Origin of the sequence: Ahrensia kielensis DSM 5890 (assembly GCF_000374465.1) — a bacterium.
Lineage (GTDB): Bacteria > Pseudomonadota > Alphaproteobacteria > Rhizobiales > Rhizobiaceae > Ahrensia > Ahrensia kielensis.
In genome coordinates, this window is sequence record NZ_KB894531.1 from 310287 (window position 1) to 327041 (window position 16755).

Consider the following 16755-nt stretch of genomic DNA (forward strand, 5'->3'; position numbering starts at 1 on the left):
GCTTGCTTGCGCTTTATAATTGTTTGTTTGTGATGGGGCTTCGTAACAGAAATATGTCATTAGGCGAAGTTGAATTAATTGATAGAGCTGATAAGTTTAGCTTATGAATGGATTGACCCTTAAACAGCTCCGCTACTTTGATGCACTTGCGCGCCATAATCATTTTGGCCGCGCTGCAGATGCTTGTGCTATTTCGCAACCCGCGCTTTCTATGCAAATTAAAGAGCTTGAAGAATCGGTTGGTGCAGCGCTGTTTGAACGGGGTCCGAAAACGATACGTTTAACGCGGTTTGGCGAAGAATTTGTCATACGCATCCGTTCCATTTTGCGCTCTATTGATGAGCTTGGTGATATGGCGCGCGCGGCACGCGGCGGTGTGCTCGAACGGCTTCGTTTAGGTGTCATACCAACGATCGCGCCTTACATGTTACCATCGGTTATTCGGGGTTTGACACATAAATTTCCGGGCATTGATATTCATGTGCGCGAAACCCAAACGCAAAAACTGATCAATGAGCTTAATGACGGACGGCTGGACGCTGCGCTGGTGGCATTGCCCGCCTCTGAAAAATCACTTTTTGAGATGCCGCTTTTTGAAGAGAAATTTGTTCTCGTGCGGCCGCAAAGCGATGCAAGAAAGCCGATTCCGCACATCGAAAAATTGGCTGAAATGCGCTTGCTGCTTTTAGAAGAAGGCCATTGTTTTCGCGAGCAAGCGCTTTCATTTTGTTCAATCAAACCGGAACAACCGCGTGATGGCCTCGATGGTAGTTCGCTCTCAACCTTGGTTCAGATGGTCAGCGCCGGCATTGGTGTGACGCTTATTCCAGAAATGGCGGTTCGAGTTGAAACCCGCTCTGCTTCAGTTTCGATCAATCATTTTGATGCGCCCGAACCAAGCCGCACGATTGGCATGATTTGGCGCAAAACAAATCGCTTGAGCGACCAACTTATGCAAATCGGTGAGGTCATACGGGCAGCGGGATAAACTCCTCATTATCATCGGGTGGCAATTGAAAGCGGCCATGTTGCCAATCGCCTTTTGCCCAAGAGGCTTTGGCGTCGTCGATCTTTTCTTTTGATGAGGCAACAAAGTTCCACCAGATATGGCGCGGACCGCCAAGCGTTGCACCGCCCAGCAAAATCAGACGCGCACCGGCTGGCCCTGCGGTCACGCTCAATTTGTCGCCGGGGCGAAACACCATCATCTGGCCTTGAGTGAAATTATCACCCGCGACATCAATAGAGCCTTGCGTGACATAGATGCCGCGATCTTCATGATTGTCGGGCAGGGGAAGCACTGCGCCTGCCTCTAAAATCGCATCGGCATAAAACATCTCGGTGAAGGTTTTGGTGGGTGCTTTTTGCCCGTAAGCATCGCCGATAATCAGGCGCACCTGTTTGCCTTCGCCTTCTAAAAACGGCAAAGCATCTGCGCCGTGATGTTCAAAGGCTGCGCCTGTATCTTCGGCCTCTTCGGGCAGCGCCACCCATGTTTGAATGCCGAACAATGAGCTTGGTCCTTGGCGCGTATTGGCGCTGGTGCGCTCAGAATGCGTGACGCCATTGCCAGCAATCATCCAGTTGACTTCACCTGGATAAATCATCTGATTGGTGCCAAGAGAATCGCGGTGCTGAAATTCACCCTTATAAAGATACGTCACCGTCGCCAAACCAATATGTGGATGCGGGCGCACATCAATGCCTTGATCGGTTAGAAATTCTGCCGGTCCCATCTGATCGAAAAAGATAAATGGGCCGACCATCTGACGTTTGGGCGAAGGCAAGGCACGGCGTACTTCAAAACCCGCAACATCGCGCGCACGGGGCACGATCAATGTTTCGATTAAATCCATGCTCGACGCATCGGGGCAGTGTGGTTCGATTGTTGGGTTCCAGCTCATTTAACTATCCTTTTTGTGACCCGACCAAGCATCTTCCCATTCAGGGTGGCGTTTGAATTGCGCATGGGCAAATGGGCAAAGCGGGATGATTTTTTTGCCCGCAGCGCGCACATCAGCAATGGCGCGTTCAACCAGTTTTAGGCCAACGCCTTGACCGCGATAAAATTCCGGCACTTCGGTGTGGTCAATGATCATCAATTTTTCGCCCGCTTTGGAAAATGTCATTTCCGCTTCGGGATTATCGCCATCGCGGTAAATGTAACGTCCGCCGCTCGCCGTTTCTTCAAGGTCGATATGAAATGTCATGATTGGTCTCCTTGAAAATAGATTAGCGAACATAATGATTATGGCAATGGAGCGTTTTGAAGACAGTGTGTTTCAAGACATGCCTGTGCGATCACCGCCCATGATTTGGATGGCGTTCAACGGCCTTTAACTAGGAGATCGCTATGTCAGTGGCTCCAGCGCATAAAGCGCAAGTCTGTGACACTCTTTTAGATGCGCATCGACCTCATGAGCGGGGTTTGACCTGTATCCGGGCGGTAATCCTGGGCGCAGCGGCGGCACGCGCCTCGGGCCAGCGGAGGCAGTCTTTCGCTTTTCGAGTTGCCGCGCCAAACGCTTTGCTTGTTTGGGTAAATCGTTCAGCGCCTCTTGCAGGGCGGCAAGGCGCCGGCACAGATGTTTTGTGGTCAGTTCACGCGGTGGTTTGGTTTTATAAAACAGAGGATTGGACACGCCAATCACGCTGATGCGCGGCATGAATTTGGATGTCTGTTTTGGCTTTTGAAATTCGATCAAACGCTTGCGCGGATCGAATAGTTTGAAAACGGGTGTTTTTGTGCTACGCGCGAACTTTGTAAAATCGGGCAGCGCTTTATCATCAGACAAGCGTGATTTGGAGCGCTTTTCATAAATCTTTGCCGCAATAACGATGAGCCGCCGCGCCGCGCTTTCTGCCGGACGCAGCACACGCAAAATAGCACTACGGCTTTGGCGCGATAGGTGCGGCGTGACGATTGCGAGCAATGTGCCAAGCACACGCAGCAACGCATCACGATTAAGATTGATTGCCGCCTGCCAGTTCATAGCACCCTCATTGTTTGGGATGTATTGTAAGGGCGGGCGTGTGGCGGTGGATAAGTTGGTGAAATTATTCCTCGCCGCCATCACCATCTAGGAATTTACGCCGGTTTTCGGCGAATATTTTATACTCAGATGTTACATGAGAGTCGGCTACTTTTTTGGAAATTTTACCGGCATGATTGAGCAATGGGCGCTCGTTATTTTTAATGAATTTGTCCAATGCGGCTTCAGCATCGGACATTTTAACGAGACGCTGCAAATCAGTTTCTTGCTCAAAGTAATCAAGAAGCATATTTGTGAAACGGTTCAGGTCTCTAATTTCAGCTTCACCTAAAAAGTTTTTGGCAGTGTTGCAGTCACTTGAGAGCGGTTTTACGCCTTTCCATGTTGTTAAACCCATATTGGGTTTTCGGTGATCGGCACGATTCACACGAATTTCAGCGCCCGTCATTGATGTAACTGCGTAATGTAGCTTGTTTTGTACGGTCGCAAAAAACTGATTTTTAGCTTTATCATCATGCATTTCATAGTCGCTGCAAAGAGCGCAAATTGCACGAACCTCCTTGTAAACATTGGCTTCAGAAGCGCGAATATCGCGAATGATTTCGCGAAGTTCTTTAAAGTGGTCGTGATTGTCAGGGTCTTTTAAACGTTCGGCATCAACGACAAATCCTTTGGTGGCGAACTGAACAAGCTTTTGAGTCGCCCATACTCTGAAAGCAGTCGCTTGTTTTGAAGATACACGATAGCCAACCGAAATTACCGTATTAAGATCATAAACTGATACTTCTCGGCTTACACTTCTGGCCCCCTCCAATCGAACTTGTGCAATTTTTGCACTAGTTGCCGATTCTTCTAGTTCCTTGTCATCGTATACATTCCTGAGATGACGGCTAATTACAGATCGATCAACGTTAAACAATTCGGCAATTTGTGTTTGGGTCATCCAAAGTCTTTCGCCTTTGAATTGTATTTCAACATTTACTCCTGCCTCAGTGCTGTAAATAAGAAAACGGTCACCGGTCGTATGATCTTCAGTTAGATGCACGGGTTCTTGCTCGAAATCATTCTTGTTTGTGAGCTTGCTTAGAACTTGATCAGGATCTCGGTTGGGCATCGATAATATCTCAGATAAAAATAAAATCCTAAAACAAATCTTCGTTTATGCCAAGGCTTAAGTTCCCTCTTTGTTCTCGAGTGAGTTGACGTGAAAGAGTCTTGATAGAAATCTACATTTTGAATGTGTGGCGAAATCTCCCCTCACCCAGCTGCAACTAACATCCGCGATGCGGATGGAGTTTCGCATCCCTCTCCCGCAAGCGGGAGAGGGGAAGGTGGCTTTTTGCCTCCTCCCATTTATGGGGGAGGCACGAGAAGCAAGCGTAGCGCAGCTGATCGGGTGGGGACGCAATGTGAAATGTTTGAATAACCTCCACCCTGTCCCTTTATAAAGTGGGAGGGAGGGCGCATGTAAAAACCCGCCTCACATTTCTGCAAGGCGGGTTTTGGATTTGTACTCTATGAAGACTAACGCCTGTCGACGGCGCTGCGCTTGTCTTTCGGCGCAGCGACGTCGAGCTTACGCTCTTGTCTTAGGCCGCTAAATCGCGAAGAACGGTTTGCAAAATGCCGCCGTTTTTCAAGTAATCGATTTCGTCGGCTGTATCGACACGGCACACAAGCGGCAGGTCAAAAGTTGTGCCATCTGCGCGGGTGACTTTCGCGGTTACTTTCTGGCGTGGTTTAACGTCGGCCAAGCCTTCGATTGAAACCATTTCATCGCCTTCAAGATCAAGCGTTTTCCATGATGTGCCTTCTTCAAACACGAATGGAACAACACCCATGCCAACAAGGTTTGAGCGGTGGATACGCTCATAGCTTTCGGCGATCACAGCTTTTACGCCCAGAAGGTTTGTGCCTTTGGCCGCCCAGTCACGCGATGAGCCGTTACCATATTCACCGCCAGCGAACACCACCAATGGCACGCCTTCTTCACGGTATTTCATGGCCGCATCATAGATCGGCATTTCTTCTTTTGACGGGTAGTGGATGGTGAAGCCACCCTCTTTGCCGTTTGCGCCGAGCATGTGGTTGCGGATGCGGATATTGGCGAATGTGCCGCGCATCATCACTTCATGGTTGCCGCGGCGTGTGCCGTATTGGTTAAAGTCCATCACGCCAACGCCATTGTCCATGAGGTAGGAACCGGCTGGAGACTGGGCTTTAATCGCGCCTGCAGGCGAGATGTGGTCGGTGGTGATTTTATCGCCAAACAGACCCATGATCCGCGCGCCTTTAATGTCGCCGATTGTGCCTGCTGATTTTGACATGCCGACAAAATATGGTGGGTTCTGCACATAGGTAGAACCGTCTTCCCATGCATAGGTTTCGCCTTCTGGAATGGACACGCCCTGCCAGTTCTCGTCGCCCTTGAACACATCTGCATATTTCGCTGCGAAGATTTCGCGCGTGACATATTTCTGGATGAATTCTTGGATTTCTTTGTTTGAAGGCCAGATGTCTTTCAAGAACACATCATTGCCGTCTTTGTCCTGACCGATTGGCTCATTTGTCAGGTCAATTTTAACCGTACCAGCCAGTGCGTAGGCAACAACCAATGGCGGTGAAGCCAGATAGTTGGCTTGAACGTCCGGTGAAATACGGCCTTCAAAGTTACGGTTGCCAGAAAGCACACCCGCTGCGATGAGGCCTTTTTCGTTGATTGTTTTAGAAATTGGCGCTTCGAGTGGACCGGAGTTACCGATACATGTCGTACAGCCAAAACCAACAAGGTTGAAACCGATTTGGTCGAGTTCTTTTTGCAGGCCAGAATTTTCAAGATATTCAGCCACAACCTGTGAGCCAGGTGCAAGCGATGTTTTAACCCAAGGTTTTTGCTTGATGCCAAGCTTGTTGGCGTTACGTGCCAAAAGGCCAGCACCGATCAAAACCGATGGGTTTGATGTGTTGGTACATGATGTGATCGCTGCGATCGCAACATCACCATTGCCAAGGTCAAAATCTTCACCTTCAACCGCATAGCGCTTGTCGAGTTCAGCTTTGTCTTTTTTGTATTCGCTCACGAATGAATCGCGGTAACCAGCGCCAACGTTCTCAAGTGGGATACGGCCTTCAGGACGTTTTGGACCTGCCATTGATGGCACAACAGAGCTTAGATCAAGTTCAAGTGTGTCGGTGAAGATTGGGTCTTCAGAACCGGCGTTACGGAACATGCCCTGTTCTTTTGCATAGGCTTCAACAAGTTCAATGCGATCTTTGTCGCGGCCAGTGATGTTGAGGTAGTTAAGCGTTTCATCATCAATTGGGAAGAAGCCGCATGTTGCGCCATATTCTGGGCCCATATTGCCGATGGTTGCCGCATCTGCGAGCGTTAAATGGTCAAGACCTTCGCCGTAGAACTCAACGAATTTACCAACAACGCCTTTCTGGCGCAGCATCTGAACAACGGTGAGCACAAGGTCGGTTGCTGTGACGCCTTCTTTCATTTTGCCGGTAAGTTTGAAGCCAATAACTTCTGGCAACAACATAGAGATCGGCTGGCCGAGCATTGCAGCTTCAGCTTCGATACCGCCAACGCCCCAACCAAGAACGCCAAGGCCGTTGATCATGGTTGTGTGGCTGTCTGTACCAACACATGTGTCTGGGTAAGCAACAGTTTCGCCTGAATCTTCTTTGGTCCAAACGCACTGGCCAAGATATTCAAGGTTCACCTGGTGGCAGATGCCTGTGCCAGGGGGCACAACGCGGAAGTTGTTAAAGGCGTTCTGGCCCCATTTAAGGAAGCGGTAGCGCTCTGCGTTACGCTGATATTCAAGTTCAACATTGCGCGCAAATGCGTTCGGGTTGCCGAATTCATCAACGATCACCGAGTGGTCGATCACGAGGTCAACAGGCACAAGCGGGTTAATCTTCTGAGCGTCGCCGCCAAGAGAAACCATCGCATCACGCATCGCAGCCAAATCAACAACGGCTGGAACGCCGGTGAAATCCTGCATCAAAACGCGCGCCGGACGGTAGGCGATTTCGTAGCCTTCGGTGCCTTTGTTTTGCAACCAGCTGGCAACGGCTTCGATGTCTTTTTTGGTGACAGAGCGATCGTCTTCATTACGAAGAAGATTTTCAAGCAGCACTTTCATGGAGAAAGGCAATTTTGAAATGCCAGTCAGGCCGTTTTTCTCGGCTTCGGCAAGGCTGTAATATGTGAATTCTTTGCCCGCGACCGTCATTGTTTTGCGGCATTTAAAGCTGTCGATCTTTGACATGGCTCTTTTCCCTTCGATTGTTGCGCGTTGCTCGTTGGTAGCAGCAGCGCTTTATTCAGTCACTATGTTGCACTGCATAAGCGTAATCGTTGTAAATTTAAAGCTATTCTAAGGTCAAAATTACGTTTGCGTTGCAAGTTTGATTAAAACTATGGCATTGCTCGGCGAAATAGAGGTATTCATGCGTTCCTTATGCAGCTTATTGCAGAAAATTTAGCGGCCAATAGAGGCGATACGCGCATCTTTGAAGGTGTTAGCTTTGCGCTGCGTTCCGGTGAGGGCATGACGATTACTGGTCCCAATGGCGCCGGCAAATCAACGCTGCTTCGGGTATTGGCCGGATTTTTGCCGCCAAGCGAAGGCTTTGTGGAAGTTTCAGACGGTGAGCTTGCCGAACACAGCCATTATCTTGGCCCCAACAATGGCATGAAGCCTAATCTTTCGGTCAAAGAAAATTTACTGTTCTGGCAAGATTTTTGTGGCGGCGGCGGGCGTTCAACACTGGATGCGCTTGATGAAGTGGGCCTTGGCCATGTTCACGATGTGCCGTTCTCGGATTTATCGACAGGACAAAAGCGCCGCGTTGCGATTGCGCGTCTGTTTGTATCGCCGCGCTATATTTGGTTGCTTGATGAACCAACCACGGGGCTTGATCGCGCTTCGGAACATATGTTCACGCGTTTGATCGTGCGGCACTTGAGAACAGGCGGCATGGTGATTGCGGCAACGCATTTGTCCTTGGGCGTTGATGCGATGAAGAATTTGCGCTTTGCCGAGGCGCCGCTATGATGGCGCTTCTCATACGCGATATAAAACTTGGGCTGCGCGCAGGCGGCGGCGCACTGATCGGCATATTGTTTTATCTGGCTGTTGCGGCGGTGACACCGTTTGCCATGGGGCCGGATTTAAATTTACTGGCAAAAATCGGTCCTGCTATTTTGTGGACCGGCGCGTTGCTCGCTTCGCTTTTGGGGTTGGAGCGTTTGTTCCAAATTGACCGCGAAGACGGCTCACTCGATTTGATGATACTCAATCGGCACACGACATCTTTGTCGCTGGTTGTGTTTACCAAATGTGTGGCGCATTGGGTCACGACAGGTCTGCCATTGGTTATTATTACGCCGCTGCTTGGATTATTGTTAAACATGGACGGCGCGGCCATTGGCGCAACGGTTTTAACCTTGTTGATTGGCACACCTGCGATTACATTTATTGGTGCTGTGGGGGCGGCGATTGCGGTCTCGTTGCCACGCGGCGGCCTGCTGGTATCCGTTGTGATTCTACCCTTTGCTATACCGGTTTTGATTTTTGGCGTTATGGCAACATTCGGTGCTGTGGTTGATGGTGCGCCGTTTAAAGCGCCGCTATTGTTACTTGCGGCACTGACTTTATTCTTTGCAGTTCTTGGCCCATTGGCGGCAGGTTACGCGCTTAAAAATGCCGGCGATTAACGTAAGGTTAGCTTGTCAGTTTTTGACCGCTTTTGAACAAAATAGCTGCATTCTCAATAGGTTATATTTGCCGTTGTGATGTAAGAAATTTGACTTTTTGTACAATTTTTACGCGTGAAAATTTGACTCTGCTCCCTCAGTCCCTATCCTAGTAGGTATCAGAAGATTGCCGGATCAACCGGTATCAAAATTTTATTGGGAGAATTCTTGAAATGAAAAAAGCACTTTTGCCACTTCTCGCAGGTGTCGCATTCGTCGCATTTTCGGGCACAGCGCAAGCCGCTGATGGCCAATGCGGTGATGTTTCAATCGCGGAGATGAATTGGGCATCTGCTGGTGTTGCCGCACAGGTCGACAAACTCATTCTTGAAAAAGGTTATGGCTGTGACGTCGAGTTGGTTGCTGGTGATACAATGCCAACTTTTACGTCTATGACTGAAAAAGGTGAGCCAGACATTGCGCCAGAACTATGGGTAAATGCTGTTAAGATTGCACTCGATCAAGCTGTCGAAGATGACAAGCTCGTTATCGCGGCTGAAATTTTGAGTGAAGGCGGTCTTGAAGGCTGGTGGATTCCAAAAACAATTGCTGAAGCTAACAATATCAAAACTGTTGAGGACGCGCTTGCGCATCCTGAACTTTTCCCTGGCGGCGAAGATGACGACAAAGGCGCGATCTTTACATGTCCATCAGGTTGGGCATGTCAGCCGATCACAAACAATATGGCGAAAGCCCGCAACGCTGAAGAAAAAGGCTTTGAAGTTGTTGATCCAGGTTCAGCTGCCGGTCTTGACGGTTCAATTGCTAAAGCATTTGCCCGTGAAGAAGGTTGGCTTGGCTATTACTGGGCACCAACGGCTATTCTTGGTAAGTACGAGATGGTTATGTTGGACCGTGAAGTTGAGCACGATGCAGAAGCTTGGGACACATGTATTGTGAAAGAAGATTGTGCGGACCCTCAGCCAAATGAATGGCGCCGTTCGGACGTTTTCACTATTGTGACAAAAGAATTTTCTGAAGAAAATGCAGTCGCAATGGATTACCTCAAAGCACGTCAGTGGGATAATGCTACAGTGGGTAAAGTTCTTGCTTGGATGACAGATGAGCAGGGCACGAACGAAGATGGTGCTATTCACTTCATTGAAAATTATGAAGAGCTTTGGTCAAAATGGGTGAGCCCAGAAGTGGCCGCCAAGATCAAGGGCTAACAACCTTTAATAATAACGGCGCGAGATATATTTCGCGCCGTTTTCGTATGTATTAACATAACCAAGGGCTAAAATATGGAATGGACTGAGTTTCCAGAAATGGAGCGAGAGCAACTGCGCGACCTGCGTAAAGCAATTGACGGAGGGTTTCGTGAGTTTACACGCGCATATGGCGAGTCCATCGAAAACGCGCTTTATCCCGTTGAATGGTTTTTAAAACATTTTGAAAACTTGCTGCTGGATACGCCTTGGCCGCTTGTTCTGATCGGTTTGTGCGGGATTGTCTATTTTGCCAGCCGCCGCCCTTGGCTCACTTTGGGCACATTTGTTGGGATGGCGCTCATCGGCTATTTCGGTATGTGGGAAGATGCGATGAAAACACTCGCAATGATCTCCACGGCAACTCTTGGTTCTGTTCTTTTGGGTATTCCTCTGGGCATCGCTATGGCGAAGTCAGACCGCGTTCAAACAATTATGAATCCAGTTCTTGATGTGATGCAAACAATGCCGAGTTTTGTTTATCTGATCCCTGTGATCATGTTGTTTGGCATTGGCAAACTTCCCGGCATCATCGCGGTTATTATCTACGCTATTCCGCCGATCATACGCTTGACCAATCTGGGCATTCGCTTGGTTGATAAGGAAGTGCTTGAGGCTGCCGATGCATTTGGCTCAACAAGCTGGAAGCGGCTCACCAATGTGCAAATACCACTGGCGCTGCCAACGATTATGGCTGGTGTAAACCAGACCATTATGATGGCATTGGCAATGGTTGTTGTGGCTGCGCTTGTTGGTGCACCAGGGCTTGGGCAACCGGTTCTCAAAGCGATCAATAACCAATTCCTATTCATGGGTGTTTCTGCCGGTATGGCAATCGTCATACTCGCAATCATTATCGACCGTGCATCGCAGGCCTATGGCCAACGACTGCAATCACACCGTGAAAAGGGGCATTGATCCGATGAGTGGCATTCAGATTAAAAACCTCTACAAAATTTTTGGCGAAGATCCTGCGATGGCGCTTGATCTTGTTAAAAACGGCATGGGAAAAACCGAATTACAGGACCAGCACAGCCATGTTTTGGGCCTGCAAGACATCAATATTGATATGCGCGAAGGCGGTATTCAGGTGGTGATGGGTTTATCCGGTTCGGGTAAATCCACGCTTATTCGCCATATCAACCGATTGATTGAGCCAACCGCTGGCGAAGTGATTGTTGATGGTGTGGATGTGCTTGGCATGTCGCGCAGTGATTTGCGTAAATTCCGCGCCCATAAAACATCGATGGTGTTTCAAAAATTTGCATTGCTGCCGCACCGCACCGTTCAATCCAATGTTGAATATGGTTTGGAAGTGCAGGGCATTTCGTCGTCGGAACGCCGTGCTCGATCAAAAAAGTGGATCGACCGTGTTGGCCTGAGCGGTTTTGAGGATAATTATCCGTCACAGCTTTCGGGCGGCATGCAGCAACGTGTTGGGCTTGCGCGCGCGCTTGCAACGGACGCAGAAATTTTGCTGATGGACGAAGCTTTTTCGGCGCTCGATCCGCTGATTAGAACCGATATGCAAGATGTGTTGCTTGAGCTGCAATCCGAGCTTAAAAAGACCATTGTGTTTATCACCCATGATTTGGATGAGGCGCTGCGTATTGGCGATAATATCTGTATTTTGCGCGATGGCGGGATTATTCAAAAGGGCAATGCGCAGGATATTATTTTGCACCCTGCGGATGATTACATCAAAGATTTTGTCAAAGATATTAATCGTGCGCGGGTGCTGCGTATTGATTCATTGATGTCTGACGATATGACAAATGCTGGCACGCTCAAACTGAAACGAGACACCAGACTGGATGATGCGGCGCGCCAAATGCAAGAAGCTGATGTTATCAACGCACAGATTACGGACGCATCGGGCAAGGTGATCGGCTCGATTACCCTTGATGATATTGTCAATTCAATGGTTGAAAAAGTGGAAGTTGAAAGCACAGTTTAGCTTAAACCGCTTTTCGAATTTCATGCGAGCGCCGTCTTCAATTTTGAGGGCGGCGCTTGTTTTTTGGTCGCATATTCGTGCAATAGGTGAAGTCTGCTAAAATGGGCAATTAGGCTGCATCATTGTGCCTCAATTGCAACGTTTAAGCATCAGCGATAAAATGACTGAAATTGAGAGATTGTCATGAGCAAAAAAGACATAAAGAAAGTGGGCATGTTAGCAGCATTGGCTAATCCCACCCGATTTATGACCTTGTCAGGCACGCTATTGCCTTGGCTATCTCTTTTGGCCGCATTGTTTGTTGCCATTGGGCTTTATCTTGGGTGGCAAGCACCGGAAGACTACCAGCAGGGCATCACCGTGCGCATCATGTATATTCATGTGCCTGCAGCGTGGTTTGCGATGTTCTCCTATACGGTGATGGCGCTATCGGCGCTCGGCGTATTGGTATGGCGGCACCCGCTGGCGGATGTGTCGATACGTGCAGCAGCACCCATTGGTGCAGCGTTCACGCTTTTATGTCTCGTAACTGGTTCGCTGTGGGGCCGTCCGATGTGGGGCACCTATTGGGTTTGGGATGCACGGCTGACCTCGGTGTTCGTGCTTTTGCTAATGTATCTTGGCATTATGGCGTTGCAGCGCGCGATGGAAGATCCTGCACGGTCGGCGCGGCCTGTCGCAATTCTTGTATTGGTTGGCTATATCAATATTCCGATTATTAAGTTTTCAGTCGATTTTTGGAATACGCTGCATCAGCCTGCATCTGTTATACGTCTTGATGGGCCGACTATTCATGCGTCGATGCTATGGCCGCTGCTTGTTGTTGCCATTGGTTTTACCTTTTTGTTTTTAGCTATGCATATGATGGCGATGCGCAATGAAATACGTCGTCGCCGTGCGGCAAGTTTGCGCAAAGCAGGTGCGCGCGGAAAATCATCGGCACCAACGACAGCGGTTCTTGAGGGATAAAAATGTCTGAGCATGAAATATTTGTTTATGCCAGCTATGGGCTTGGCGCTCTTATCATGGCTGTGCTGCTGGCATGGTTATGGATTGACCGCAATATTACGGTCAAGGAATTGGCGCGGTTAGAGGAAATGGGCGTGCGCAGGCGTTCACAAACACAAGATGATTAGGCGTGAGTTTTGAGCAATAGAATTGAAAAGAAGCCGCGCGCAGCTTGGTTCGTCTATGTGCCAGCACTCGCATTTTTTGTGCTGGTCGGTGTTTTTGCGCTGATGCTGACGCAAGAAGGGCGCGATGCTTCGGCCCTTCCTTCTGCGCTGCTGGGACGTGATGCACCGCAAATTGTTTTGCCGCCGCTTGAGGGGCTCAAAGACACAAATGACACTGCGCTTGCGGGTCTCGATCCGGCCGCCTTTGCGGGCAATATTACGCTGGTCAATGTGTGGGCATCATGGTGCGCACCGTGCCGCGAAGAGCATCCTTATTTGACGAAATTGTCACAAGATAAGCGCGTGCAATTGATAGGCCTTAACTACAAAGACAAGACGGCAAACGCGCTGAAATTTCTTGGTAATTACGGCAATCCCTATGATGCTGTTGGCGTGGACAATAATGGCCGCGGGGCAATTGATTGGGGTGTTTACGGCGTGCCGGAGACATTTCTTGTGGGGCAGGACGGCAAGATTAAATTCAAATTTGCTGGTCCGCTAAACCCTGAAATTATTGAAAAACAGCTGATGCCTGAAATTGATAAGCTAGCGCCAGCTGGTTAAAGAGATCGCTTTTCTTGCAAATGCTTTTTAAGCTTTTAGCACCAGCACAATATCCATCACATTGGTGCCGGTTGGTCCGGTTGTTAAAAGTGCGCCGCGCTCGCTCAGATAAGTGCCCGCATCGGCAGCGGTGAGATATTTGGCGACCTGCGCCGTGTCTTTGACGGTTGAGCCGTCAATGATTGCGCCAGCCTCATCGGTTGGACCATCGGTGCCGTCTGTGCCAGCGATCAGAATATGCAGATCATCGCGTGTCTTGATTTTGCCAGCGAGCAGAAGCGCTAAGTGCTGATTGCGCCCGCCGCGTCCTGGATTTTCAGGCAGTTCAACCGTTGGCTCCCCGCCAAAAATATAAAGCCCAGCAGGACCGTTTTCGATTTTATCAAAAAGGCTTATCGCAATGTCGTCGGCGCGTCCGTAAAGACATTCCTCGTTCAGGCATATGTTAAGATTTTTGCTTTGCGCTGCGCTTTCAATCACCTGACGCGCAACCGCATTTGACGCTGCGATTTCAATCTCAACACGGTCGTCATCGCCGTAATAAGCGCCGATACCGGACGCGATAACATCAATGCTGTCGCCCTCAACATCGGAGATGGCAATCACATGGCCCGATTTGCCATTAAAGGCATCAAGCAAGCGCCCGCCTTTTATGCGGGAGATTTTGCGGCGCTCGGCGTTAATCTCGCCAATGCTCAAACCTTCTGCCAGAAAACCTTGATTAAGCGCTTTGAGGCTCTGAAGCGAGTGGCCTTCTTCCAGCACTTCAACCAGCGCCGATGCACCGCCTGAAACGAGTAATAAGAGGCTTTGATCGGCGGTCATATTTTTTACGCATTCAAGCACGCGCGCGCCGCCGATTAGTGAATTTTGATCGGGGACAGGATGGGCAGCTTCAATGATTTCGCATTCATCAAGCGTTGTAAGCGCCTCGCTTATATGGTCGTATTTTGTCACGACAATCGTTTGAATTGGGCTATCGAAATGGTTGCGAGCGCCGAGCGCCATATCGCCAGCGGCCTTGCCGACAGCGATAATCAAATCAGGTGCTTTGATGTTACTCTTGGAAAGGGCCGTAGAAACCGCGCTGAAACCGCGCACGGCATTAACACCCTGCCACCATAAATTTTCGAGAATTGCGGCAGGGTTGTTGGTCATTATTGGGCGTCCGGCTCTTCAAGGCTATGACGATTAATCAGCGGGAACTGAAATGCCATAAAGATGACTGTGATGGGAATATTGCCCCAGACTTTGAAAGCAACCCAGAAATCAGTTGAGAAATTGCGCCATATGACTTCGTTGACAATCGCCATGGCAAAGAAAAACAAAGCCCAACGAATGGTCAAATGAAACCAGCCTTTTTCGTCCAATTCAAAAGCTGCACCGAGCACATATTTAAGGAGCGGTTTTTTAAACACCAAGCCGCCAAGCAATGTGATGCCGAAAAGTGAATTGATGATTGTTGGCTTGAGTTTGATGAAGGTTTCATCGTGCAGATAAAGCGTCAATGCGCCAAAGATAAAAATGACACCGCCCGATACGACAGGCATGAGTGGCAATGTGCGCGTTAGAACCCAAGAGGCGATAAGCGCAATTGCAGTAGCAAGCATAAAGAATGCTGTTGCGATAAATAATGGACCGCCAAGTTCGGCTAATGCGGGAAACATTTCTGCTAATTTTTCGCCGCGATTATTCGCGATGAAAAACACGATCAATGGGCCCATTTCCAAAGCGAGTTTGAGGGCTGGATTGACTTCTTTTTTACTGTCGGAAAGCTCTTTCATTTATTTTTCTTCTTCTTCTATGTTGGCTGTTCCAACGATTGCGGATGCAAAATCATCGGCGCTAAATGGTTCAAGATCATCAACGCCTTCGCCAACGCCAATGAAGTAAACCGGTAATTTGAATTTGGCTGCAATTGCGACCAGAATGCCGCCGCGTGCTGTGCCATCGAGTTTGGTCATGACAAGTCCGTTGACGCCCGCCACATTGCGGAAAATATCCACTTGGTTAAGCGCGTTCTGGCCTGTCGTTGCGTCTAGTGTTTGCAATACGGTGTGCGGTGCCTCGGGATCATGTTTTTGCAAAACACGCACAATTTTGGCCAGCTCGTCCATCAATTCTGTTTTGTTTTGCAGGCGGCCTGCCGTGTCAATGATGACAACATCCGAGCCATTGTCGCGTGCCGTTTCATAGGCGCCATAGGCAAGGCCTGCGGCATCCGCGCCAAGTTTCGTGCCAACAAATTCGCTGCCTGTTCTGTCGGCCCAAATTTTAAGCTGCTCAATGGCCGCCGCGCGGAATGTATCGCCTGCGCCAAGTGTTACTTTAAGGCCTGCATCGCGCAGTTTTGCGGCCAGCTTGCCGATGGTTGTGGTTTTGCCTGTGCCATTGACACCGACGACCAAAATGACATGCGGTTTGTGCGAAAGATCAAGCTCCAGCGACTTGGCAACGGGGCCAAGAACATTGGTGATTTCTGCGGCCATGATCTTGCGCACTTCGTCGGTCGACACGTCTTTGCCGTAACGACCCGATGAAAGCGTGTCGGTAATGCGCATTGCCGTTTCAATGCCAAGGTCGGCTTGAATGAGCACATCTTCCAAATCTTGCAGCGTGTCTTCATCCAGCTTGCGCTTGGTGAAAATGCCGGAAATGGAATCCGTCAATTGTTTTGATGAACGTGACAGACCTGATGTTAGCCGTGCGATCCAGCCCTTGTTCTCCGCTTCCGGTTCAGCCTGCGCGGGGGCAGGTTTCGCATCGCCAATGGTGACACTTGTGCGTGTTGTTTCAGACGAAACCTGTTCTTCAATGATCGGCTCAGGGCTGTCTGTTAACGGCTCTGGTGTTTCTTCTTCGCGCACAGGTTCTGGTGCTGTTTCCGGCGTTGGCTGGAAAACACCATCGACTGCCGCCTCAACATCGGTTGTGGGCGCGCTGTCACTTTTTGCGATTTCAGGCTTGTCAGCGCTGACGCTTGAGTCATTTTTCTCTGGCTCTGGCTCTGGCTCTGGCTCTGGCTCTGGCTCTGGCTCTGGCTCTGGCTCTGGCTCTGGCTCTGGCTCTGGCTCTGGCTCTGGCTCTG

Annotated in this window: 18 protein-coding genes; 10 read left to right on the plus strand and 8 right to left on the minus strand. The window is 49.5% G+C overall.

What is annotated here, in order from left to right; all coding sequences use genetic code 11:
* The first annotated feature begins 103 nt into the window (after positions 1-103).
* Positions 104-988, plus strand: a complete 885-nt coding sequence (locus C504_RS0113335; RefSeq protein ID WP_018689857.1) for a hydrogen peroxide-inducible genes activator — start codon at positions 104-106, stop codon at positions 986-988.
* Here C504_RS0113335 and C504_RS0113340 read toward each other — a convergent pair.
* Together C504_RS0113340 and C504_RS0113345 are read right to left on the minus strand one after the other, a co-directional pair.
* On the minus strand, positions 969-1904 hold the full coding sequence (locus C504_RS0113340; protein WP_026317497.1) for a pirin family protein: 936 nt from the start codon (positions 1902-1904) through the stop codon (positions 969-971). The two genes, C504_RS0113335 and C504_RS0113340, sit on opposite strands and share 20 nt — an antisense overlap.
* Complete coding sequence (locus C504_RS0113345; protein WP_018689859.1) at positions 1905-2210, minus strand: GNAT family N-acetyltransferase; 306 nt, start codon at positions 2208-2210, stop codon at positions 1905-1907. It abuts the gene before it with no gap.
* Here C504_RS0113345 and C504_RS19025 point away from each other — a divergent pair.
* Positions 2209-2340, plus strand: coding sequence for a hypothetical protein (locus tag C504_RS19025; protein WP_018689860.1), 132 nt, complete (start codon positions 2209-2211; stop codon positions 2338-2340). The two genes, C504_RS0113345 and C504_RS19025, sit on opposite strands and share 2 nt — an antisense overlap.
* A gap of 11 nt (positions 2341-2351) precedes the next feature.
* Here C504_RS19025 and C504_RS0113355 read toward each other — a convergent pair whose 3' ends face one another.
* The 3 genes from C504_RS0113355 to acnA all read right to left on the minus strand — a co-directional run bounded on the left by C504_RS0113355 (position 2352) and on the right by acnA (position 7273).
* Positions 2352-2993, minus strand: coding sequence for a hypothetical protein (locus tag C504_RS0113355; protein ID WP_018689861.1), 642 nt, complete (start codon positions 2991-2993; stop codon positions 2352-2354).
* Between the two features lie 64 nt (positions 2994-3057).
* Positions 3058-4107, minus strand: coding sequence for a RhuM family protein (gene rhuM / locus C504_RS0113360; protein ID WP_018689862.1), 1050 nt, complete (start codon positions 4105-4107; stop codon positions 3058-3060).
* 475 nt (positions 4108-4582) lie between these two features.
* A complete protein-coding gene (gene acnA / locus C504_RS0113370) occupies positions 4583-7273 on the minus strand; it encodes an aconitate hydratase AcnA (protein ID WP_018689864.1) in 2691 nt (896 codons plus the stop codon).
* Positions 7274-7465: 192 nt separating this feature from the next.
* Between acnA and ccmA the strand changes: the two genes are divergently transcribed.
* The 8 genes from ccmA (at position 7466) to C504_RS0113410 (ending at position 13667) form a co-directional block, all read left to right on the plus strand.
* The gene (ccmA, locus tag C504_RS0113375) at positions 7466-8062 is read left to right on the plus strand and encodes a heme ABC exporter ATP-binding protein CcmA (RefSeq protein ID WP_018689865.1); all 597 of its coding nucleotides are present in this window, start codon (positions 7466-7468) and stop codon (positions 8060-8062) included.
* Positions 8059-8724 (plus strand): heme exporter protein CcmB, encoded by a 666-nt coding sequence (gene ccmB, locus C504_RS0113380; protein ID WP_018689866.1) that lies wholly within the window; start codon positions 8059-8061, stop codon positions 8722-8724. The genes ccmA and ccmB overlap by 4 nt, the downstream gene beginning before the upstream one ends.
* A 212-nt stretch (positions 8725-8936) precedes the next feature.
* Complete coding sequence (locus tag C504_RS0113385) at positions 8937-9932, plus strand: glycine betaine ABC transporter substrate-binding protein (RefSeq protein ID WP_018689867.1); 996 nt, start codon at positions 8937-8939, stop codon at positions 9930-9932.
* Positions 9933-10007: 75 nt separating this feature from the next.
* The gene (locus C504_RS0113390) at positions 10008-10889 is read left to right on the plus strand and encodes an ABC transporter permease (RefSeq protein ID WP_026317498.1); all 882 of its coding nucleotides are present in this window, start codon (positions 10008-10010) and stop codon (positions 10887-10889) included.
* Positions 10890-10893: 4 nt separating this feature from the next.
* Entirely contained in the window at positions 10894-11928 is a 1035-nt protein-coding gene (locus C504_RS0113395) for a quaternary amine ABC transporter ATP-binding protein (protein WP_018689869.1), read from the plus strand.
* Positions 11929-12111: 183 nt separating this feature from the next.
* Entirely contained in the window at positions 12112-12897 is a 786-nt protein-coding gene (locus C504_RS17920) for a heme ABC transporter permease (protein WP_018689870.1), read from the plus strand.
* 2 nt (positions 12898-12899) lie between these two features.
* Complete coding sequence (gene ccmD, locus C504_RS18570; protein WP_018689871.1) at positions 12900-13064, plus strand: heme exporter protein CcmD; 165 nt, start codon at positions 12900-12902, stop codon at positions 13062-13064.
* A gap of 9 nt (positions 13065-13073) precedes the next feature.
* On the plus strand, positions 13074-13667 hold the full coding sequence (locus C504_RS0113410; RefSeq protein ID WP_018689872.1) for a DsbE family thiol:disulfide interchange protein: 594 nt from the start codon (positions 13074-13076) through the stop codon (positions 13665-13667).
* A 27-nt stretch (positions 13668-13694) separates the two neighbouring features.
* Here C504_RS0113410 and C504_RS0113415 read toward each other — a convergent pair whose 3' ends face one another.
* The 3 genes from C504_RS0113415 to ftsY form a co-directional block, all read right to left on the minus strand.
* Positions 13695-14825, minus strand: a complete 1131-nt coding sequence (locus C504_RS0113415) for a glycerate kinase type-2 family protein (RefSeq protein WP_018689873.1) — start codon at positions 14823-14825, stop codon at positions 13695-13697.
* On the minus strand, positions 14825-15451 hold the full coding sequence (locus tag C504_RS0113420; protein ID WP_018689874.1) for a septation protein A: 627 nt from the start codon (positions 15449-15451) through the stop codon (positions 14825-14827). Before C504_RS0113420 ends, C504_RS0113415 begins: the two co-directional genes overlap by 1 nt.
* Positions 15452-16755, minus strand: a 1304-nt coding sequence (gene ftsY, locus C504_RS17925; RefSeq protein WP_018689875.1) for a signal recognition particle-docking protein FtsY, incomplete at its 5' end; no start/stop codon positions are given.